Annotated in this window: 23 protein-coding genes and 1 pseudogene; 14 read left to right on the top strand and 10 right to left on the bottom strand. The window is 34.2% G+C overall.

Annotation, left to right across the window (positions count from 1 at the left end; all coding sequences use genetic code 11):
• Positions 1-2 precede the first annotated feature (2 nt).
• From ASG22_RS05025 to ASG22_RS04980, 10 genes and pseudogenes are all read left to right on the top strand, one after another.
• Positions 3-608: an anthranilate synthase component II gene (locus tag ASG22_RS05025; RefSeq protein WP_055981509.1), complete on the top strand. Its 606-nt coding sequence runs from the start codon at positions 3-5 to the stop codon at positions 606-608.
• A 3-nt stretch (positions 609-611) separates the two neighbouring features.
• The gene (trpD, locus tag ASG22_RS05020) at positions 612-1598 is read left to right on the top strand and encodes an anthranilate phosphoribosyltransferase (protein ID WP_055981506.1); all 987 of its coding nucleotides are present in this window, start codon (positions 612-614) and stop codon (positions 1596-1598) included.
• Between the two features lie 16 nt (positions 1599-1614).
• On the top strand, positions 1615-2397 hold the full coding sequence (gene trpC, locus ASG22_RS05015) for an indole-3-glycerol phosphate synthase TrpC (protein ID WP_055981503.1): 783 nt from the start codon (positions 1615-1617) through the stop codon (positions 2395-2397).
• Positions 2398-2408: 11 nt separating this feature from the next.
• Entirely contained in the window at positions 2409-3053 is a 645-nt protein-coding gene (locus ASG22_RS05010) for a phosphoribosylanthranilate isomerase (RefSeq protein ID WP_055981500.1), read from the top strand.
• Positions 3040-4233, top strand: a complete 1194-nt coding sequence (trpB, locus tag ASG22_RS05005) for a tryptophan synthase subunit beta (protein ID WP_055981496.1) — start codon at positions 3040-3042, stop codon at positions 4231-4233. Before ASG22_RS05010 ends, trpB begins: the two co-directional genes overlap by 14 nt.
• Positions 4234-4280: 47 nt before the next feature.
• Positions 4281-5021 (top strand): annotated as a pseudogene (gene trpA / locus ASG22_RS05000) (tryptophan synthase subunit alpha); the annotation flags it as partial.
• A gap of 32 nt (positions 5022-5053) precedes the next feature.
• On the top strand, positions 5054-5785 hold the full coding sequence (gene lipB, locus ASG22_RS04995) for a lipoyl(octanoyl) transferase LipB (RefSeq protein ID WP_055981491.1): 732 nt from the start codon (positions 5054-5056) through the stop codon (positions 5783-5785).
• 201 nt (positions 5786-5986) lie between these two features.
• Positions 5987-6619: an NAD(P)H-dependent oxidoreductase gene (locus ASG22_RS04990; RefSeq protein ID WP_055981487.1), complete on the top strand. Its 633-nt coding sequence runs from the start codon at positions 5987-5989 to the stop codon at positions 6617-6619.
• 27 nt (positions 6620-6646) lie between these two features.
• Positions 6647-7081 carry a MarR family winged helix-turn-helix transcriptional regulator gene (locus ASG22_RS04985; protein ID WP_055981484.1) on the top strand — a complete coding sequence of 145 codons (435 nt, stop codon included), beginning with the start codon at positions 6647-6649 and terminating at the stop codon, positions 7079-7081.
• A complete protein-coding gene (locus tag ASG22_RS04980; RefSeq protein WP_055981482.1) occupies positions 7082-7504 on the top strand; it encodes an organic hydroperoxide resistance protein in 423 nt (140 codons plus the stop codon).
• A 121-nt stretch (positions 7505-7625) separates the two neighbouring features.
• Here the strand turns inward: ASG22_RS04980 and ASG22_RS04975 are convergent, their stop codons facing one another.
• Positions 7626-8543, bottom strand: coding sequence for a ClpXP adapter SpxH family protein (locus tag ASG22_RS04975; protein WP_055981479.1), 918 nt, complete (start codon positions 8541-8543; stop codon positions 7626-7628).
• A gap of 293 nt (positions 8544-8836) precedes the next feature.
• Here ASG22_RS04975 and ASG22_RS04970 point away from each other — a divergent pair, with 293 nt between their 5' ends.
• The 4 genes from ASG22_RS04970 (at position 8837) to ASG22_RS04955 (ending at position 11032) form a co-directional block, all read left to right on the top strand.
• A complete protein-coding gene (locus ASG22_RS04970; protein WP_055981476.1) occupies positions 8837-9208 on the top strand; it encodes a winged helix-turn-helix transcriptional regulator in 372 nt (123 codons plus the stop codon).
• A gap of 78 nt (positions 9209-9286) precedes the next feature.
• On the top strand, positions 9287-9538 hold the full coding sequence (locus ASG22_RS04965; RefSeq protein ID WP_055981473.1) for a hypothetical protein: 252 nt from the start codon (positions 9287-9289) through the stop codon (positions 9536-9538).
• Positions 9539-9566: 28 nt separating this feature from the next.
• Positions 9567-10688, top strand: coding sequence for a lactonase family protein (locus ASG22_RS04960; RefSeq protein WP_055981470.1), 1122 nt, complete (start codon positions 9567-9569; stop codon positions 10686-10688).
• A 29-nt stretch (positions 10689-10717) separates the two neighbouring features.
• A complete protein-coding gene (locus ASG22_RS04955; protein WP_055981468.1) occupies positions 10718-11032 on the top strand; it encodes a peptidyl-tRNA hydrolase in 315 nt (104 codons plus the stop codon).
• Positions 11033-11035: 3 nt separating this feature from the next.
• Here the strand turns inward: ASG22_RS04955 and ASG22_RS04950 are convergent, their stop codons facing one another.
• The 9 genes from ASG22_RS04950 to ASG22_RS04910 form a co-directional block, all read right to left on the bottom strand.
• A complete protein-coding gene (locus ASG22_RS04950) occupies positions 11036-11665 on the bottom strand; it encodes a peptide deformylase (RefSeq protein WP_055981464.1) in 630 nt (209 codons plus the stop codon).
• A 120-nt stretch (positions 11666-11785) separates the two neighbouring features.
• Positions 11786-12658, bottom strand: coding sequence for a ChaN family lipoprotein (locus ASG22_RS04945; protein ID WP_055981540.1), 873 nt, complete (start codon positions 12656-12658; stop codon positions 11786-11788).
• Positions 12659-12817: 159 nt separating this feature from the next.
• Entirely contained in the window at positions 12818-13846 is a 1029-nt protein-coding gene (locus ASG22_RS04940; RefSeq protein WP_055981462.1) for a hemin-degrading factor, read from the bottom strand.
• A 4-nt stretch (positions 13847-13850) separates the two neighbouring features.
• Positions 13851-14501: a class I SAM-dependent methyltransferase gene (locus tag ASG22_RS04935; RefSeq protein ID WP_055981459.1), complete on the bottom strand. Its 651-nt coding sequence runs from the start codon at positions 14499-14501 to the stop codon at positions 13851-13853.
• Between the two features lies 1 nt (position 14502).
• Complete coding sequence (locus tag ASG22_RS04930; protein WP_055981456.1) at positions 14503-15273, bottom strand: heme ABC transporter ATP-binding protein; 771 nt, start codon at positions 15271-15273, stop codon at positions 14503-14505.
• A complete protein-coding gene (locus ASG22_RS04925) occupies positions 15273-16313 on the bottom strand; it encodes a FecCD family ABC transporter permease (RefSeq protein WP_055981453.1) in 1041 nt (346 codons plus the stop codon). The genes ASG22_RS04930 and ASG22_RS04925 overlap by 1 nt, the downstream gene beginning before the upstream one ends.
• Positions 16297-17175, bottom strand: a complete 879-nt coding sequence (locus ASG22_RS04920; protein WP_055981451.1) for a hemin ABC transporter substrate-binding protein — start codon at positions 17173-17175, stop codon at positions 16297-16299. The genes ASG22_RS04925 and ASG22_RS04920 overlap by 17 nt, the downstream gene beginning before the upstream one ends.
• Before the next feature lie 25 nt (positions 17176-17200).
• On the bottom strand, positions 17201-18289 hold the full coding sequence (locus ASG22_RS04915; protein ID WP_055981448.1) for an HmuY family protein: 1089 nt from the start codon (positions 18287-18289) through the stop codon (positions 17201-17203).
• A gap of 10 nt (positions 18290-18299) precedes the next feature.
• On the bottom strand, positions 18300-20420 hold the full coding sequence (locus ASG22_RS04910) for a TonB-dependent receptor plug domain-containing protein (RefSeq protein WP_055981445.1): 2121 nt from the start codon (positions 20418-20420) through the stop codon (positions 18300-18302).
• Positions 20421-20524 lie beyond the last annotated feature (104 nt).

Raw genomic sequence — 20524 nt, 5'->3', positions numbered from 1 at the left:
AAATGAATAACACTATACAAACTACAGAAAACCAACCAATAACTAAAGTTTTAGTTTTTGATAATTACGACAGTTTCACCTACAATCTTGTTCAGATGATCGAAAGGATTCTTGATCAAAAAGTGGATGTTGTAAGAAATGACCAGATAACATTAGAAGAAATTGAGAAATATGACAAAATTGTTCTTTCGCCAGGTCCAGGAATTCCCGAAGAAGCCGGAATTTTATTGGATGTTATTAAAAAATATGCTGCCACAAAAAGTATTTTAGGAGTTTGTTTGGGTCAGCAGGCAATCGCCGAAGCTTTTGGAGGTAGTATAATTAATCTCAGTGAAATTTATCACGGCGTCGCTACTGAAGCGGTTCAAACTAATGATCATAAACTTTTCAAAGATTTACCACAAACCTTAGAGGTCGGAAGGTATCACAGCTGGGCGGTAAATCCTGAAAATTTTCCTGGAGAATTGGAAATTACAAGTATAGATAGTAAAGGAATGATTATGAGTTTAAAGCACAAAACCTATGATGTCCACGGCGTTCAATACCATCCGGAAAGTATTTTAACGCCTGATGGTGAAATTATTATTAAAAATTTTCTTTTGAATTAAGCCATGAAAGAAATACTACAATATCTGTTCAATCATCATACACTATCAAAATCGGAAGCAAAAGCGATTATGATTGAGATTGCTCAAAATAAATTTAACGCTACAGAAGTTACTGCTTTCGTCAGTATTTTTCTGATGCGAAATATTACGCTGAAAGAATTGGAAGGGTTCAGAGAAGCGTTACTGCAAATGGCTGTGCCCGTAAATCTTGATACAAGCGCCACCATTGACATTGTAGGAACTGGTGGAGATGGGAAAAACACAATCAATATTTCTACACTGGCAAGTTTTGTCGTAGCCGGAGCCGGGCAAAAAGTAACAAAACATGGTAACTATGGAGCATCTACAATTACCGGAGCATCCAATGTCATGAAAGAATTGGGGTATCAATTCAAAAATAATTCTGATCAGCTACATGATGAGTTGGAAAAAGCCAACATCTGTTTTTTACACGCACCTCACTTCCATCCTGCTCTTCAATCGGTTGTGGCGTTGCGGAAAGCTTTGGGATTAAGAACTTTTTTTAATCTTTTAGGACCTCTGGTAAATCCTGTGAAACCGAAATTTTCAATGATTGGAGTTTATAATTTGGAAATCGCAAGAATTTATCAATATCTGTTACAAAATGATAATAGAGAATTCATCTTAGTTCATGGAATGGACGGCTACGATGAAATAAGCCTGACCCACGACACCAAAATTATTACTAAAAAAGGAGAAGAAATATATTCTGCAGAAGATTTAGGTTTTAATTCTGTCACTCCAGAAAGTATAAAAGCTGGCAAGACTACGCAGGAAACAGCAAAAATTTTTAGAAACATTCTTCATGGAAACGGTACTGAACAGCAAAATGCTGTGATTTTAGCAAATGCTTCGGTGGCTCTTTTTTATACAAAGAAATTTGGAAGTTATTATGACTGCCTTCTTCTCGCTAAAGAAAGTTTAGAAAGTGGAAAAGCGCTGAGAAGTCTGGAATTGTTATTAAAATAATTTTGAATGTAATACAATGACAATATTAGATACAATCATACAAAGAAAAAAGGAAGAAATTTCTGCTTCAAAATCAAAGATTTCGATTGAACAATTGAAAGATTTCGAATTTTTCAACAGAAAAACTTTATCGCTAAAAAATTCAGTTAAAAGTAAACCCGGAATTATAGCAGAATTTAAAAGACAATCACCGTCAAAAGGAATCATAAACGATCAGTTTTCATCTTTAGAAATCGTTTCAGAGTATGAAAAATATGGAGCAAGCGGAATTTCAATTCTGACGGATAGAGATTTTTTCGGTGGAAGTTTTGAGGATATTGTAAGTGTAAGAAATTCTATAAATATTCCAATTTTACGAAAAGATTTTATGATCGATGAATATCAGTTGTACGAAGCAAAAAATATGGGAGCTGATGTTATTTTATTGATTGCCGCCTGTCTTTCACCTGATCAGGTAAATGATTTTACAGAACTTTCTCATGAATTGGGTCTAGAAGTTTTACTGGAAATCCATACAGAAGAAGAATTGAAGCATTTTTATCCAAATATTGATCTTGTGGGAATTAACAATAGAAATTTAAAAGATTTTAAAGTTGATTTACAACATTCTGTGAATTTAAAAAACCTGTTACCAAAAGGAGTTTTATCTGTTGCAGAAAGTGGAATTTACAGCATTGAAGATTTCAATTATCTGAAAGAAAAAGGATTTAACGGATTTTTGATGGGTGAATATTTTATGAAAAATGAAAATCCCGGAAATAAGTTCAGAGAATTTGTATCAAATGTATTTAACGATTGAGTACACTTAAAATGAATACAATTCAACCCAAATTAAAAGTCTGCGGCCTGACTCAATTACATCAGATTCAGGAATTAATTTCTATGAATGTAGATTTTCTTGGTTTTATTTTCTATGAAAAATCACCAAGATATGTTTTGAATCATTTGAGTTCAGATGAAATTTCAACAATCAGTCATCAGGGAAAATTTGGCGTTTTTGTTAATGAAAGTGTAGAAAAAATTATTGAAATAGCTGAAAAAACAAGTCTTAATTTTATCCAGCTTCATGGCGATGAAAGTGAAAATTTTATTGTAAAACTGAGAATAAAATTAAATCCGAAAATTGGAATTATTAAAGTACTAAGAATTGGCAAACAATCTTATAATGAATTACAAAAAACCATCAATCAACAATTAAAGACTAGCAACTATTTTCTCTTTGATACCGACTCAAAAGCATTTGGAGGAACCGGAAAACAATTCGATTGGCATATGTTAAATGAAATAGAAATACCCCTTCCTTATTTTTTAAGTGGTGGAATTTCAGAAGAAAATATAAAAGATCTTGCTCTTTTAAATCAACAACCATTTGCATTAGATATTAATTCAAAATTTGAATCGCAAGCAGGAATTAAAGACATACATAAAATAAAAAAATTTCATGAAAAATTATAAAAATCCCGATGAAAACGGATATTACGGAGAATTTGGAGGTGCTTTTATCCCCGAAATGCTGTATCCGAATGTAGAAGAATTACAGAAAAATTATCTTGAAATTATTGAATCTGAAGATTTTCAACAGGAATATCAGGGTTTGTTAAAAAATTACGTGGGTCGCGCAACACCTTTGTATTTTGCTAAAAATTTAAGTCAGAAATACAATACGCAGATTTATTTAAAAAGAGAAGATCTGAATCATACCGGAGCACACAAAATTAACAATGCGCTGGGTCAGGTTTTATTGGCAAAACGTCTTGGTAAAACGAGAATTATTGCAGAAACCGGTGCCGGACAACACGGTGTCGCAACAGCAACGGCTTGTGCTCTATTAGGCTTGGAATGCATTGTTTATATGGGTGAAATCGATATTGCAAGACAAGCTCCGAACGTCGCAAGAATGAAAATGTTAGGCGCAACAGTAATCGCTGCAACCTCGGGCTCCAAAACACTGAAAGATGCTGTTAATGAAGCATTAAAAGATTGGATCAACAATCCTGTTACAACTCATTACGTGATAGGAAGTGTGGTCGGTCCGCATCCGTTTCCCGATTTAGTAGCGAGATTTCAGAGTGTTATTTCAAAAGAAATTAAAGAACAGCTTTTTGAACATATCGGAAGGGAAAACCCTGATTATGTGATCGCCTGTGTTGGTGGAGGAAGCAATGCGGCAGGAACTTTCTACCATTTTGTGGAAGAAGAAAATGTAAAAATTATTGCAGCTGAAGCCGGAGGTTTCGGAGTTGATTCAGGAAAATCGGCTGCGACTACTTTTCTGGGAACTTTGGGCATTTTACACGGAAGTAAAAGCCTGGTGATGCAAACCGAAGACGGTCAGGTTATCGAACCTCATTCGATTTCCGCAGGGCTGGACTATCCAGGAATAGGACCATTTCATGCAAATTTATTTAATGAAAAACGGGCAGAATTTTTCAGTATTAATGATGATGAAGCTTTACAATCTGCTTTTGAATTAACCAAATTGGAAGGAATCATACCCGCTTTGGAAAGTGCTCATGCATTGGCGGTTTTAGACAAGAAAAAGTTTAATGAAAATGATATTGTGGTGATCTGTCTCAGCGGTCGCGGCGATAAGGATATGGAAACTTACTTAAAGAAATTAGACGCTAGTAGTTAGAAATTAGTATTTCAACGCTCTAAATTTAATTTCCACCTTTAAATTCTAAAAAAATGAAAAAACTCAACATATACTTCACAGCGGGAATTCCACAATTGGATGATACGGCTGATATTATAAAATTAATTCAGGATTCCGGGGCAGATATGATGGAAATCGGGATGCCGTATTCTGATCCGGTTGCCGATGGTCCGGTGATTTCACAGGCTCACGAACTGGCTCTGAAAAACGGGATGACAATTTCTACATTATTTTCCCAACTAAAATCAATTAAAAATGAAATTAAAGTTCCGGTAATTTTAATGGGTTATATTAATCCAGTTTTAAGTTTCGGATTTGAGAATTTTTGTAAAGAATGTTCTGAAAGTGGAGTTTCAGGATTAATTATTCCGGATTTACCTGCTATTGAATTCGAAAGAAATTACCGGGAAATTTTAAAAAAACACAATCTGAATTTCACGTTTTTAGTCACTCCGGAAACGTCGGATGAACGGATTTTGTATCTTGATTCTTTAAGTTCAGGGTTTTTATATGCCGTAAGTTCTTCTTCCACAACAGGAAATGAAAATACTGTTTTAAAAAATGAAGATTATTTATCGAGACTTTCAGCTCTTCCGTTGAAAAATCCTGTAATGATTGGTTTCGGTATTAAATCAAAAGAAGATTTTGAAAATGTGACCGAAAAAGCAGACGGCGGAATTATAGGAACTGCTTTTGTGAATATTTTACTACAAAATAGAGATTGGAAGAAAAAAGCGATAGATTTCATCCATTCCATAAAAGCGTAAAAATCACTAAATTTGTCTAATCAAAAATTGGTATGAACACACATCAGAATAAAGTAGTAGAATTTGAAGATTTAGGCATCAAAGAATATCAGCCCTCTTGGGATTATCAGGAAAAACTGATGAAAGATATTATTGATACTAAAATTAAAAACAGAGATCTTCCTGCTGAACAACATAGCACAACGCCCAATCATTTTCTTTTGGTAGAACATCCCCATGTGTATACGCTTGGCAAAAGCGGACATGAAGAAAATATGCTTGCCGGAATTGATCAATTAAAGGAAATCGATGCTACTTTCGTAAAAGTGAACCGTGGCGGCGACATCACTTATCATGGTTACGGACAAATTGTCGGCTACCCTGTTCTGGATCTTGAAAATTTCTTTACCGATATTCATAAATACATGAGAAATCTTGAAGAAGTGATTATCCGAACACTCGCCGAATACGGTTTAAAAGGAGAACGTTCTCCTGGAGAAACCGGAGTTTGGTTTGATGTGGGAAAACCTTACGCCAGAAAAATATGCGCCATGGGTGTAAAAGCTTCCCGTTGGGTAACATTGCACGGTTTTGCTTTAAATGTGAATACCGATATGCGTTATTTTGAGTACATTATTCCGTGTGGAATCAAAGACAAACAGGTAACTTCTATGAAAAGAGAGCTTGAAAGAGAATTGACTTCCGAAGAAATGGAAGATATTAAAACCAAAATAAGAAAACATTTTACTGATGTTTTTGAAGCAGAATTACTTGTGAAAGCCTAAAAATTCTTTTTTTAATTATATGAATCTGTTTCTTTTTGAGGCAGATTTTTTTATTATTTATCTATTAAGGGATTCTTAAATTTAAATATCATAGATTTCATCAACAATAATATTTTATAAAATTAAATTGCACACAATTTAATTGGCAGTATATTTGCATAATCAATATCATAAACAAATTAATTTTTAAAATAAAACAAGATGTCATTAATAGAAGACCTAAATTGGAGACACGCCGTAAAAGCATACGATTCGACGAAAAAAGTATCTGAGGAAGATTTAAATAAAATTTTAGAAGCTGCAAGACTGGCTCCTACTTCATCAGGACTGCAACCTTTCAGAGTGATCGTGGTAGAAAATCAGGAATTGAAAGAAAAGATGGTGAAAGGAGCTTTGAATCCTGAAGTGATGAGAGATTCTTCTCATGTATTGGTTTTCGCTGCCTGGGACAGTTACTCCGATGAAAAAATCGATAAAGTATATGATCATCATACCGATGTAAGAGAATTGCCAAGAGGTCGATTCGGAAGTTACACCGATAAAATTAAACAAATGTATAATGCACAAACTTCGGAACAGCATTTTGCGCACACTGCAAGACAGACTTATATTGCATTAGGTTTGGCAATGGCTCAGGCAGCAGAATTGAAAATTGATTCTACACCCGCAGAAGGTTTTAGCAACGAGGTGGTAGATGAGATTTTAAAACTGAAAGAACTTGGATTAAAAAGTGTGACTTTATTGTATTTAGGGTATAGAGATATTGAAAACGATTACCTTTCACACATGAAGAAAGTAAGAATTCCGATGGAGGAATTTATCATTAAAAAATAATATTTTATTAACCAGTCATTCAATCTCATGGAAAATTTAAAGCAGCTGCAATTAGAAAATCAGATTTGTTTTCCGTTGTATGTGATTGCAAAAGAGATCACAGGATTGTATCGTCCTTTTCTTGATGAGATTGGTATTACTTACCCTCAATATCTCGTGATGATGGTACTTTGGGAAAATGATGGGTTAACCGTAAGTCATATCGGAGACAAACTATTTCTCGACAGTGGAACTTTAACTCCACTCCTGAAAAGACTGGAAGCTAAAGAATTTCTTATAAGAAAAAGAAAAAAAGAAGACGAAAGAGTAGTTGAAATTTTTCTTACTGACAACGGAAGGCAGCTTCAACAAAAGGCCTGCGAAATTCCCGAGAAGATTCAGCAGAAAATTGGTATTGAAACCAAAGATCTACTCGATTTAAAAGAAACAATTCAAAAAATATTAATCAAAATAGAAAAATAAATGAAAACTTTATATACAACAAAAGTAACGGCAAAAGGAGGAAGAAATGGTCATGTAAAAAGCGAAAACGGAATTCTAGATCTTGAAGTAAAAATGCCCAAAGCATTAGGTGGCACCAACGATGATTTTGCAAATCCTGAAATGCTTTTTGCAGCAGGATATTCTGCGTGTTTCGACAGCGCACTGAACAGAGTGATCAGTTTATCAAAAATAAAAACGGGTGAAACAACGGTTACCGCTCAGGTGAGCATCGGACAGATAGACAACGGAGGATTTGGTCTGGCTGTGGAATTGGATGTCAATATTCCTGAAGTTTCCATCGAAGAAGCTCAATCTTTAACGGAAAAAGCGCACGAAATCTGTCCTTATTCGAATGCAACAAGAAATAATATTGAAGTTAAACTTTCAGTAACGAATAACTAAGATTTCTTCCATTAATAAATCAAAAAATCAGCTTCCTCGGAAGCTGATTTTTTTATAATAAAGTAATAATCAATTTAAATCCGATGATGAGTCCGAATCTAAAAACGCTTATCAAGACAAATTAAATTTTTGTCCAAAGTGTTCCGTTTTTTGTTGTTAATTTTTCCAGTTTACCTTTAGAAGTCAGTTCATTTAAGACTCTTTCACTGTCTTTACGATTAGTTCCGGATAATTCTGTAAATTCTTTTGCAGTAAGAGAATTATACTTTTTAAACAGAGATTCCCAATCTTTAGCAAAATCAATTTTTTCAGCTTTCGGATTGATCGTCAACACCGCTGTTTCGTAGAAAGGATAAGGTTTTGTACCATAAACCATTTCTTTTTTACCACCGTCATTTACAAAAAACATTGTAGGAAAACCTCTCACACCATACTCTCTTGCCAATTTTAGATCATTTTCAAAAAGCGTTTTTGCATTTCCTTCGAAATCTGTTTTCAATTGATTGGTATCTAAACCAACTTTTTGAGCAGCAGCAGCAATATGTTCCCATTTTGCAATATTCTTTTTCTTTAAGAAAACCAATTCTCTCAGCTCTCTCATAAATAAAATAGCCTTCTCTTTATCCTGCAACTGTGCAGCTTTGAAAGCAATCGAAGGCGGATAAGAAGAATTCAAAGGATCTTCCAACCAAACATCTCCGTCGATCGGCATATCATAATAAACACTTACCTCATCCCAATGATGCGCAACATCAGACGGTTTACTGATACCACCGCTGTTATAACTCCAGTCCGGAAGAAGACCTCCCATGTGATATTCGACCTCAATATCATTTCCGTATTCAAGTTTTAATTTTCTTAGCTGTGGCTCAATTCCCCAGCAAGAAGAACAGATTGGGTCCGTAAAATAAACAACCTTAACAGATTTTTCTGTCTTTTCTACAATAGTTCCCGATGCTTCATTTGTTTCAGGCATTCCGCATACTCCAGTTTCAGGATCGCAAAGAAGAGGATTTTTACTCGTTGTATTGTTTGTCATTTTTAAATTATTTTTCTTGTCCGTCTGTCCGTTACACGATAGTGAAACTACAGTAAGACAGTTTATTACTAAAATTTTATAAAAATTCATTAAACTATATTTCTAATTAATACGATATAATAAGTACTATTTAATGATCAAAATATCTTCATTCATTATAAAATCCAATATTCTTATAATACAAAAATAAATAATGCAGAGTTTACAATCGCTATCAGTTTCCTTTTAGAAAGTAGTTTCCCATAGGGAACTATTAAAAATAATATTTAAATTTACGGTAAAGAAATTTTGTCATGAAAAAAGTACCCATTCTCAACAGTTCTACAATGTGTAAAAACCGTATTCTCGCCATAAAAGACACGATGGAAATCCTTTCGGGCAAGTGGAAATTTCATATTTTAGGAACGTTAATCCAGGGTGATAAGCTTCGTTTTATGGATTTGTTGAGAGAAGTGGACGGGATTGGAACAAAAATGCTGTCCAAAGAATTGCAGGATCTGGAAATGAATCACTTGATCAGCCGAACAGTTCTCAATACAAAACCCGTTACCGTAGAATACGAAATTACAGAATTCGGGAAAACGCTGTCTTCAATTATTGATGAAATTGCCAATTGGGGCATTGAATATAGAAATACATTGTACGGTAGAACTTCGGAGGAATAATTGAAATAGATAAAGCCAAATCTCAGCAAAAATTTATAATAATCCAATCTGAAAACATAACAATTAAACATTCAATATATGGAAAAAAAAGGATTTACTGAATTAAGTGACGAAGAATTATTAGAAAAAAGGAAAAAAATAAAATCTAACAATATCATAACTGCTGTTCTTATTGGCTTATTTATAGGCATAGCAGCTTATAGTGCCGTAAAAAATGGTTTTGGTTTTTTTACATTTTTTCCATTAATTTTTATATTTTTTTTGGTAAAAAACCAGACAGACATAAAGGGATTGGAAAAAGAAATTAAATCCCGAAATTTGAAATTTTAAATCACTTTCCTTTTTATCAATCAACATTTTGAAAAATCTTCTCACTTTTGCCCTTACAATCTTCACTGTTCTTCATTTCTATTGTCAAAATACCTACGCTTTTTTCGGGTCGTTCAATCGGGATAAAGACAAAGAAGGAATTTTTGTGTATGAATTGGATACGATCAGCGGAAAACTTTCAAAAGTTACAACATTTACAGGAATTTTAAATCCGTCTTTTCTTACGGTTTCTCCAGATGGAAAATATGTTTTTGCCTGTACGGAAAGTAAAACGAAAAACGGAGGAAGTGTGAGCAGTTTTGAATTCAATCCTAAAAATAAAACCTTAACTTTCATCAGCAAACAAAAAAGCGGCGGTGAAAATCCTGTGTATATTACTGTTCACAAAAACGGAAAATGGCTCGTGAATGGAAATTATACGGAGGGAAGTATTTCTGTTTATCCGATTTCTGAAGGCGGAAAAATTGAACCTTTTGTTCAGAATTTTCAGTTTACGGAAGGAAGTGTAGACAAAGGCAGACAGGATCGTGCGCACATCCACTCTACGGTTTTTTCTCCTGATTTTAGTTATCTGTTTTGTCCCGATTTAGGTGCAGATAAAATCAGAGCCTATCAATTTAAAAATGAGAACACTGAACCTTTACAGAAGGCGGAAGTTCCCTTTACCAAAACGATTTCAGGAAGCGGACCTAGACATTTTACCTTTCATCCCAGCGGAAAATTTGCCTATTGTATCGAAGAAATGGGCGGCGCGGTAAGTGTTTATTCCTACGAAAATGGGAAATTAAGTGATCTTCAAAGAATCAACACCCATTCCGAGAAATATAAAGAAGATTTTGAAAGTTCTGATGTTCATATTTCACCTGATGGAAAGTTTTTATACGCCTCCAACCGTGGCAATGAAAATAATATTGCTATATTTTCTATTCAAAATGACGGAACATTAAAAACAATCGGTTACCAATCTGTAAAAGGAAAACATCCGAGAGTTTTCGGACTTGATCCCAGCGGAAAATTCCTGATTGCAACCAACGCACAAAGCGGAAATGTAGTTGTATTTAAAAGAAATCCTGAGACGGGTTTATTGAAAAAAGTAGGCAAAAAGATTACAATTGAAAGTGTTTCCTGTGTGCAGATCAGGAAATATTAAAATTTACATAAAAAATAAAAACATTCATTATGAAAATGTACATTGTTGTAAAAGATGACATTCCTGATAAATTGGTTCCGGTAATTACGGCACATGCATCATTAGCTTGTTACAAAAAATTTGAGCATAATGAAAATATGATACAATGGATGAATGGAATATTTAAAAAGGTTGTTTGTATAGCTACCGAAACAGAATTTGATCAACTTAAAAATGAATATGATTTTGTTTTATTGACAGAATCTTCACTTAATAATAAAGAAGTTGCTTTGGCATTTTGTCCACGAGAAGAATATCCGAAGAAATTTAAATTCCTGAAGATGTGGACACCACAAAATAGTTAAAACTTACCTTGTTAAAGAATCAATTTTCTTAAAAGCTTCAACAGCCTGATAAATATCGTTTTCTTCTTTCTCTTTTTTATCTGAAATTAAAATCCCGAAAAGATGGTCGATTTCATGTTGAAAAATTACCGCTGTAAAACCTTCTACAATTTCTGAATATTTCTGACCTTTCAAATCAACATATTCCAGTTGAATCACTTTGCTTCTGTAAAACTGATCTCTGAATTCAGGAATCGACAGATCTCCCTCCGGACCGAGATTCTGTAATTCTGATCTCCAAACAATAACTGGATTGATGAAATATTCCAGCGGTTCGCCCTCCTTATCAAAACGCTGAACCCAAATTACTTTTCTGTTGATTCCGACTTGTGGCGCCGCAATTCCTACCCCACCGTTTGTTGCAAGCAGAGATTCTTTCATTCTATTAACCAGTGTTGTCGTGTTTTTATCAAGCGGATCAATTTCTGTAGAAAGACTTAATAGAATTTTATGCTGATTTTCATCCGTCGTCTGATAAATCGGCAAAGCAGCTTTTATATCTCCCTGATTGATCAGTGAAATTTCACTTTGCGTCAACTTTTGAGCATTGATTATTCCGATGAAAAGTATGACGAGAAAAGATAGTTTTTTCATTTATTTTGAATGTTTTACAAAGATAAATAATGCAAATAAGTTTTAGTCAAAGCCAATGTAAACTTTCTCTATTAAAAAACGGGCTAAGACCAGTTGCTACGGATAAATTATTCTATTTTTTTAATAAGTTTTCGTCATATCCGCAGGAATAATCAGATTAAAATCTGTTGGAATGTAATCTTTCTCAGGAATTTTTAACTCCAGATTTTCAGATTCAAAAACAGAAATTACCGCCATTTTCAGTTTCGGGTTTTTCTGTTTGATGTACCAGTAAATTCCGCCAAATTCTTTGCTGTGATAATTTCCGTTGTAATGAATAAACGTTTTTCCTGCCTGAAAATTTTTCAGAATAGATTCTGCCATTGTTGCATCTTTTATGGCCTGAGCTGAGATAAAATTCATCACTTTCGTACCGTCTGCGTGCTCACCCATCATCGTTTTCATTTCAGGATATCCGGGCGTTTCCAATGTTACTTTTATCGGCAACTGAACAATATATGTTTTCTCTTTTTCCGTTAAATTATTTAAAGATTCCAACCCTTCTTTTGCAGTTTGAGAAGCATATTTTCTTGGAATATTGGTTGCAATAAAATTCAGTTTTTTATCTTTCGCAAAATCAACCAGAGGTTTATAATCTGTTGTGAAATTATTCCATAAACGGGCAGAATCTTTTAATGTTTTAGCATCAAATTTCCCGGTTAAATATTGGTTCAATTGTGACTGATTATCTCTTTCAAACATTTCAGCGCCCAAAATAAGCTGTCCGTTTTTCTTTTCAAACAAAGCTTCCGTCAATTTCAACTGAAGCCAGTGATTGATTGAACTGTTATGATTTTCACCAAAGAAAACAACATCGTAATCAGCCAGTTCTTTGACTAATTTATCAGTTTTAATTTCCTTCCCTTTTTGATTATAAAACTGATAGGCTTTGAAATTCTGTGCATTAAATGAACAGAAAATCATAAGTAATATCGCTGTTAAAATATTTTTCATATTAATTTTGTTGTTTTGATTTGATGCAAAAGTAAAGTTGAGATTCTCCTTCGTCAGAATGACAAACTTTACAATAAACAAATTTACATTTTTCAAGTTTTACATTAAAAAAGCCGCCCTGCAAAAAACAAAACGGCTTAATAAAAATCATTTAACTATTTATTTTTCTAACTGTGCTACAAGATCTTTCCATTCCTGCAGCTCAGGAATTCCCGGTTTTCTTTTTCCGAAGAACTGAACGATAAAATCACCTTCTTTATTGAATACTTCGATCGCCGTAACTTCTCCGTCTTCCGTCGGTTTTTTCACGATCCACGCTTCAGCGATTTTCGTTACATCAAGGTGTAGGTTGAAATCAGGATCCATAACGTTGAACCACTGTTGATGCCACATTACTTTTTTCACTTCACCTGTATGAATCTGAATAATGCCTCTGTTCCCAACAAAGATCATGATCGGAAGTTGTTTTTCCGATGCATCTTCCAAAACATTCACTACTTTGGAGGTATCGATTTTTTTCGTAAAACCTTCCGGAGCCAACCTCAATGCCTGAGTTCTTGAAACCCCGAATTTTCTCGTCATCATAAAGAAATCGTGCGTATCTTTCAATTCCGTCCAAGCTTTTTGGAAACCTTCAACATCAATTTCAGCATCCGCTTTCTCTTCAGCTTTTGGAGCTGCTGCTTCAAATTCCAATACCTGATTTTGATCTTCAGCTTTAAATTTTTCAACAATCACATCGAAAGCTGCTTCGTTGCTATCTTTTGTCAAATAAATTTTATGAAGTGCCAAACCGTCTTTTCCAAAGAACTGAAGACTTTTTCTGTCACCTTCAATCACTGCAAAAGCGAATTTCCAGTGGTTTAAGAAAATTCTTAAATCAATATCTTCGTTTACGAAAAGCTGTGCGTGCGGACTGCTGAAATCCCCATTCTGGTAAACGCCTTTTCTTTCGTGAACGCACTCTTCGTTACGCGTAAGAGCCATTACCTTTCCTAATTGTTCAGCTTCCGTTAAAATATTTTGAAATTCCGGTGTAAGAATCGTCACTCCCTCACCTATATTTGTTGCTAATAATTCTGCTTCACTTACATTAAGTGCTTCAGCTGCATTTCTGATTCTCAAATGCGGATTTTCTGCTTTCAGAGCTTCCCATTTTTCTTTTAAATCGTTAACTAATGTGCTCATTACTTTATTTTTTTATGGTTAAAACTGTATATTTTCTTTTGATAGTTTCGTTGCCTGTTTTACTTTTTATTTCTTCTTCCTTTTCGGAAACTTTCATTCTTTTAAAATGACTTTTAGAAACTGTCTCCTCCATTTGATCGGTATTGTATAATGTAAAATCGAATTGGGTGAAAGGTAAAGTTTCCATGAAATCTCTTTGTCCGAAAGTGAGAACAAAAGTTCCGTTATCTTTTAAAACTCTATAAATTTCATTTAAATATTCAACCGGATTTTCCCAAAAATAAACGGTGTTGACCGTAAATATTTTATCGAAAGTTTTATCTTTAAAAGGAAATTGATTTCCTTCATACAAAACAAACTCAGCCTGATTTTTAAACTTTTCGTTTAATCTTTTGGCTTCGGTATGCATCGTTTCAGAAATATCAATTCCTGTATATTTTATATTTTGAGCTTTATTTAAAATACTTTTAACGTGGGCTGCATTTCCGTGTCCTATTTCCAAAATTGCCTCATCGTCTTCTATCAAAAGTGTTTTTATACTTTCCAGCGTCATTCCGATGTTGGTAGCATTCATCATTTCGCCGATTTCAATACCTTTTTCACCTTGAGGATTGGCGAGATTTTGGGCTAATATTTTTAAGTTTTCTTTGTCCATATTATCCAAAAATAATCATTGGGTTATTTGTGATAGGATGTTCACAAATTGTACACGGAAAATTATATGCTTTGCTGATATTTTCAGCCGTAAAAACTTCGGTCGGTGTTCCATACGCAGCAACCTTTCCAGATTTCATCAATAAAATCTTATCGGCAAACTGTGCTGCCAAATTCAGATCATGAAGAACAACAATCGCAGAATTAGAATTTTCAGTAAATTTTTTAATGATTTCCAATGCTTTGTATTGATGTTTTATATCTAAATTATTCAATGGTTCATCCAAAAAAACAAGTTTTTTTTCGATCTCATTTTGTAACTGAGCCATTACCCTGGAAAGATGCACACGCTGTTTTTCACCGCCTGACAACGTATTGTATTCTCTGTCTTTTAAATGATAAACATCTGTTTCATACATCATATTGTTCATGGCTTCGTGGTCTTCCTGTCTCGGTTGAGCATCGAAATACGGGTAACGCCCCATCATCACAACATCTTTTACCTCAAGCGGAATATCGTTGCTGTTGTGCTGAGAAAATTTTGCTTTATGTTTAGACAATTCTCGCACCTGCCAATCACTGATGTTTTTATCTTTGAATAAAATCTCCTGTTTTGATTTTACTTCATTCGCCAAAACGCTTAACAAACTGGATTTTCCTGCTCCGTTCGGACCGACAATGGCTAAAAATTCACCATATCCTAAAGAAACATCAACGGAATCAAGAATGTGAAATTCTTTGTGTTTATAGTTGATCTGCTGTGCCTTTATCATTACAGTGATTTTTTGAATTTAATTAAAATAGCGATAAAAATAGGACCTCCAATTAATGATGTCAAAATACCGATTGGCAATTCTGACGGAGCTACAATGCTTCGGCTAATGGTATCAGCAATTAAAAGTAAAATACTTCCTAAGACGGCTGACAGTGGCAAAATGAATGTATAATTTGATTTAAATAAAAGTCTTAAAATATACGGTACGATAAGCCCGACAAAACCAATTGTTCCTGAAAATGCCACGCAAGTTCCAATCATTAATGATGTGATAATCACGATTTGTTTTTTCAGTTTTTCTACATTTACTCCTAAATGTTCAGCATCTTTTTCACCCAATAACATGGCGTTTAATGCTTTTCCTTTCGGTAATAAAATACTATAGGCAATTAAAATAACACCCGATAATACAATATTTTTCGTCCAGGTTGCTCCTGCCAGACTTCCCATATTCCAGAAAGTAAGATCTCTTAATTGTTCGTCTTTTGAAATATAAATCAAAAAACCGGTAATAGAAAAACCGATTGATGTAATGGCAACACCACTTAACAACATCATGACAACATTTGTTTTTCCTGAACTTGTGGAAATTCTGTACACCAGCATCATAGCCAATAAAGCCCCTATAAAAGCGGAAATACCCGTCAGTGAAAACTGTACCATTTCAGGAAGATACTGTTTGAAATATCCTCCTAAAACAATTGCAATTGCCGCCAGTAATGTGGCTCCCGAAGTTAAACCAATCGCTTCCCCTGTCGCCAAAGGATTTTTAAATAATCCCTGCAATGTAGTTCCCGACACGGCAAGCATACTCCCCACTAAAATTGCCATAATAATTCTGGATGCTCTCACGTCCCAGACTACATACTTATCACTTAATGATAAACTTTCATCTCCCTGTATTACTTTCCTCAACACCTCAAAAGCAGATTTACCACCAAAATCGTAAACCCCTGTATTAAGAGACCATACTGCTATAATGGCAAGCAGTATGGTACTTATTGTGATGTAAAAGTATAATTTACTTTGTGCTTTCAATTAAAAGTTTGTTTAATCCTACAGCTGCCTCTCCTAATCTTGGTCCGAAACCTGAAATCAAGCCTCCGTCCATTGCGATAATTCTCTTGTTCTTACCTGCGTTTGTCTGAGAAACACCCGGCATTTTAAGAGCACCTTCGTTTCCACCTGCACCTTCCAATCCAGTTGTAAAGAAGAATAACACGTCAGGATTTGCTTTTACCACCGCTTCCGGAGTTAATGGTTTGAAATCTTCGAAATCATTGACTGCATTTTCACCACCTGCAAGTCCTATCAAAGCTGCCATTGGCGTGTTTTTACCAGAAACCATCAGCATATTTCCTCTTGCGTAAATGAACAGTACTTTTGGTTTTTTAGCAATGGGCTGAACCTGTTTTAAATCAGCATCGATTTTATCATTCAGTTTCTGATAATCTGTATTTCCGATTGCTTTCGCTACCTCAACGATTAGTTTTTTAGTTCCATCAACTGTAAATTCCTGTTTGAAAACTTCAGTTTTAATTTTTGAATCCTGAATTTTCTTCATCAAATCCGGATTAATATCTTTATCAGAAGCTAAAATCAACGTTGGAGAAACTGCCATAATCGGCTCGATGGTCATTGTTCTCATGTGCCCTAAATCTTTAGCCGTAGCTTTCAAAGATTCCGGATAGGTACTTGTAACGTCTGTTGCAACGATTTCTTTTTCATGGCCTAAGGCGGCAACGATTTCTGTAATTCCACCGTTAAGTGTTACAATTTTATTATTTGATTTTGGAGTTTCTGATGAAACTTCTGTATTATTTTCTGTTTTACCGCCTTCCGTTTTTTTGCAAGAATACACTGCTACCAACACAGATGCGGCAAGAATGAATTTTTTCATGATATACTTTTATTTGATTTAAGATTTAGAATAATGGTTTGTATTCGAATTGAGGATGACCTCTTTCTCCTTTTTCGTCAGTCATATTTTTAAATCTTAGTTTAAAATAATATCCTTCTGTATCTTTTATAACATAAAAGACAGTACTTTTCACCTGAGATCCGGAAGGTCCTGCTTCTCTCCAGTTGCTACCGATCACACGCTGATCATTATAAACAAATTTAGACTGATCAATATCTGAGAATTTAAAATTATTATAGGCTTCAGCTCCTGTTGTAGTTCCTGTAGCCTGAACTTCATAAGCTCCTGCACCACCCAGATTATTGATTATTACAAAATCTGCATATATATAAGTTCCCAATCCTTCAATTACATTCGTAAAGACCGTAAAGCCTATATCCCAATTTTTCTTTTCTGGCTGAATAGATACTTCTTTATTATTTACCAAGCTTACAAAATTGTAATTGTATGCTGAGTTTTTGGTTACATTTAATTCGCTGATATTCATAGTTTCATCAAGTGGCGCATATTTCACTTTATAACCATTGCCTTGTCTTATAACCTGGATTTTCATCCAGCCTCTTGGTTCTGTTCCTGTTTCTGCAACACCCGCCGGTATATTTCCGGTAAACAATTTGACACCCATATTAACAAGATAGATTCCATTTTCAGAGTCGTTTGCTCTAATTTCTCCAATAGCAGTGTACCCGGAAGGAAAATTTCCTTTTACATCATCAATATATGCTATGTTTGCAGCGTTGTATGGTGCCACAACAACCTGGCTTGTTAAAGTAGCAACACTTGCTGCTGTTACTTGTTTAATATCCGTTGCATTGGGAATTTTTGTTGCCGCCATCTTCAGCGAAGAGTTCAGCATTACTTTAAACTCGTTTCCTGCATAAAAAGCAAGATCCCAATCTAATCTCTGGTTAACAGCCATAGAATTTGTTCCGAAATCGAACCACACCTGGTTTGGCTGAGTCGCACCACCTACGTTGGCATCTACGGTAAATCCGTCGGTCTTGGAAACTGCAACCGGATCATCATTATCATTAATACAAGATTGTGCTATAAAAGACCCTCCAATTAAAAGATAAAACAGTATTTTTTTCATTTTTAAGATTTTAGAAGTTATAGCCTAGTCTTACAAAATAGCTTCGGCCGTAGAAAAGATTAGAACTTGGATCAGCGGATTCATGAATATTACCTGCGACAGTAGTATCTCTTACAGATGACACATCAAAAATATTCTTAACACCGGCACTTACTTCAAAATGATTTTTAAAGAACAGCTGAGTCACCGTGAAATTCATCATATGGAAATCAGCACGTTCCCCAATAATATATTTTGGAGAGGTATTAAGGCTTGATACCAAAGTAGGAATTTGAGTTTTCCCTGTATATTTATAAAATAAAGACAATGTAGTATTTATTGTCGGGATTATATAATTGGCTGCAAGATTTGCCTCAAATGTATAAAAGAAATCATCAGGTGATGAAAGCCCTTCCTGATTCAAAAGTCTTGAGATCCCGTAATAGGCTGCATTGGCAGAAAGACTTAATTGTCCTTTTTGGGCTCTGAAATTAGCTTCAAACAGATAACTTTCAAAATTATCAATATTAATATATTTAAATTTCAGAGGATTACTACTGATCTGTGCCATTTCAATTCGGTCTTTTACTTTTAGGTAAGTTGCGCTCGCACCAACTCCTAAATTCCATCCTGAATCTGTTGTTATTTTTTTATCGGCATTTAAAGAAACTGTCATTCCCGATTCCGGATTAAGATCGGGATTCCCCTGAATATCATGGTTACTGTCGACCTGATAGGTGTATAGTTCATCAAAATTCGGGAATCTATTGGCACTCCCTACTACAAGACGGATATTATCATTATCCGTAACTTTTGCTCTTGCTGTTAATGAATAATTATGTTGGGTATCAAATTTATCGCTTAAAGCTAAACGGTAACCGGGACGAATTGACAACCAGTTTGTAGCATTCCATTCAATTGACATGAAATTGGCATAATTAAAAATCTTTCTCTTTATGTCATCTGTACCTGCAAAATTTCCTGCAATATTGCCTGCGAACCCAGTTGTATGATCTAATTCATATCCAAGCTGGAAATCTAATTTATCATTATCAAGAAAATTACTGAAAACTCCTCTGGAATATAATACATCGGATTTATTATAAGATTGATAATCATTTATAGTACTTCTAACCGTTCTGTTAGGAATATCGTAGACAAATTCTTTGTATTTTCTGTCCTGAGTCTGGTAAGAGAAATCACCAGTATAATTAATTGCTCCTAACTTTGTCTGAACATTTAGCTGATTGATATATCTCGTTGTTTTATAATCTCTATCTGTAGAAATAAATGTTCTGTTACCTTCCCCTAAATAAAGTTCAGTAACTTTTGGATTATAATAATTAAGTTTTTCATTTAGAAATCCAAATTTATAGAAAATAGAAGTTTTATTTTTAGTATAACGTAAAATCCCATCAACATTCAAAATATCTTTTGGCTGCCACGCATATCCTCTACCTCCGTCTTGCTCAAAATATTTATAACCCTGTTGATTTCCTTTGAATCCTTGAAAATCATTATGATTGATATTGGCACCTACATACCAGTTTTCATTAATATTATATCCAATATTTAGATTCTGAATATGTCTTCCTTCTCCTTTTTTATACCAATTATATTCTTTTCCTACTGTTTCCTCCTGTAAAGACGCATTCAACGTTAATTTTTTATGACTATTCTTCTTGGTAATAATATTGATAACTCCCGCAACAGCATTACTTCCGTAATCTACCCCCATAGAACCTCTTACAACCTCGATACGCTCTACATTGTTTATATTCAATTTTGTTAGATCAATATTATTTCCCAGACCTATATCCCCTACAACAGGAATATTGTCAATCAAAATTTTTGTATACTCTCCACCAAGTCCCATAAGATTTGCAGTAGAATTTCCTGAATTACGATCTGAAGTAATGAGGATATTTAAACTTTGATTAAGAACCTCTGCAACATTGGTAGCAGCCATATTTTTAATCTGTTGTGCATCTATTACTTCAACTTTATAAATAGATTTATTAATTGATTGTTGAGTATATTGACCTGTGATGACAACTTCTTCTATTTTTTTCTGATTAAGAGAATCATTTTCCTGTGCATTCATCCAAAAGAACATGGATAAGGATAGTATGGAAAGCACTTTCTTCTTCATAGATGCAAAAATTTTCAGCAAATATAGGATTTTATTTAGAACAATTAAAAATAAACAACTTTTAATACCATGATTTTTTACAAAACTCAAAATATCTGAAAAAT

The sequence above is a fragment of the Chryseobacterium sp. Leaf405 genome (assembly GCF_001425355.1).
Classification (GTDB): Bacteria; Bacteroidota; Bacteroidia; order Flavobacteriales; family Weeksellaceae; genus Chryseobacterium.
This window is presented reverse-complemented; position numbering and strand designations above follow the sequence as displayed.

Excerpts from the sequence above, each read along its gene's own strand:
- ASG22_RS05010 (WP_055981500.1), top strand. The coding sequence starts at position 2,409 with ATGAATACAATTCAACCCAAATTAAAAGTCTGCGGCCTGACTCAATTA.
- ASG22_RS04975 (WP_055981479.1), bottom strand. The coding sequence starts at position 8,543 with ATGACAAACAATACAACGAGTAAAAATCCTCTTCTTTGCGATCCTGAA.
- ASG22_RS04930 (WP_055981456.1), bottom strand. The coding sequence starts at position 15,273 with ATGATAAAGGCACAGCAGATCAACTATAAACACAAAGAATTTCACATT.
- trpB (WP_055981496.1), top strand. The coding sequence starts at position 3,040 with ATGAAAAATTATAAAAATCCCGATGAAAACGGATATTACGGAGAATTT.
- lipB (WP_055981491.1), top strand. The coding sequence starts at position 5,054 with ATGAACACACATCAGAATAAAGTAGTAGAATTTGAAGATTTAGGCATC.
- ASG22_RS04980 (WP_055981482.1), top strand. The coding sequence starts at position 7,082 with ATGAAAACTTTATATACAACAAAAGTAACGGCAAAAGGAGGAAGAAAT.
- ASG22_RS05025 (WP_055981509.1), top strand. The coding sequence starts at position 3 with ATGAATAACACTATACAAACTACAGAAAACCAACCAATAACTAAAGTT.
- ASG22_RS04920 (WP_055981451.1), bottom strand. The coding sequence starts at position 17,175 with ATGAAAAAATTCATTCTTGCCGCATCTGTGTTGGTAGCAGTGTATTCT.
- ASG22_RS04935 (WP_055981459.1), bottom strand. The coding sequence starts at position 14,501 with ATGGACAAAGAAAACTTAAAAATATTAGCCCAAAATCTCGCCAATCCT.
- ASG22_RS04910 (WP_055981445.1), bottom strand. The coding sequence starts at position 20,420 with ATGAAGAAGAAAGTGCTTTCCATACTATCCTTATCCATGTTCTTTTGG.
- trpD (WP_055981506.1), top strand. The coding sequence starts at position 612 with ATGAAAGAAATACTACAATATCTGTTCAATCATCATACACTATCAAAA.
- ASG22_RS04990 (WP_055981487.1), top strand. The coding sequence starts at position 5,987 with ATGTCATTAATAGAAGACCTAAATTGGAGACACGCCGTAAAAGCATAC.
- ASG22_RS04950 (WP_055981464.1), bottom strand. The coding sequence starts at position 11,665 with ATGAAAAAACTATCTTTTCTCGTCATACTTTTCATCGGAATAATCAAT.
- ASG22_RS04915 (WP_055981448.1), bottom strand. The coding sequence starts at position 18,289 with ATGAAAAAAATACTGTTTTATCTTTTAATTGGAGGGTCTTTTATAGCA.
- ASG22_RS04985 (WP_055981484.1), top strand. The coding sequence starts at position 6,647 with ATGGAAAATTTAAAGCAGCTGCAATTAGAAAATCAGATTTGTTTTCCG.
- trpC (WP_055981503.1), top strand. The coding sequence starts at position 1,615 with ATGACAATATTAGATACAATCATACAAAGAAAAAAGGAAGAAATTTCT.
- ASG22_RS04945 (WP_055981540.1), bottom strand. The coding sequence starts at position 12,658 with ATGAAAAATATTTTAACAGCGATATTACTTATGATTTTCTGTTCATTT.
- ASG22_RS04965 (WP_055981473.1), top strand. The coding sequence starts at position 9,287 with ATGGAAAAAAAAGGATTTACTGAATTAAGTGACGAAGAATTATTAGAA.
- ASG22_RS04955 (WP_055981468.1), top strand. The coding sequence starts at position 10,718 with ATGAAAATGTACATTGTTGTAAAAGATGACATTCCTGATAAATTGGTT.
- ASG22_RS04970 (WP_055981476.1), top strand. The coding sequence starts at position 8,837 with ATGAAAAAAGTACCCATTCTCAACAGTTCTACAATGTGTAAAAACCGT.
- ASG22_RS04940 (WP_055981462.1), bottom strand. The coding sequence starts at position 13,846 with ATGAGCACATTAGTTAACGATTTAAAAGAAAAATGGGAAGCTCTGAAA.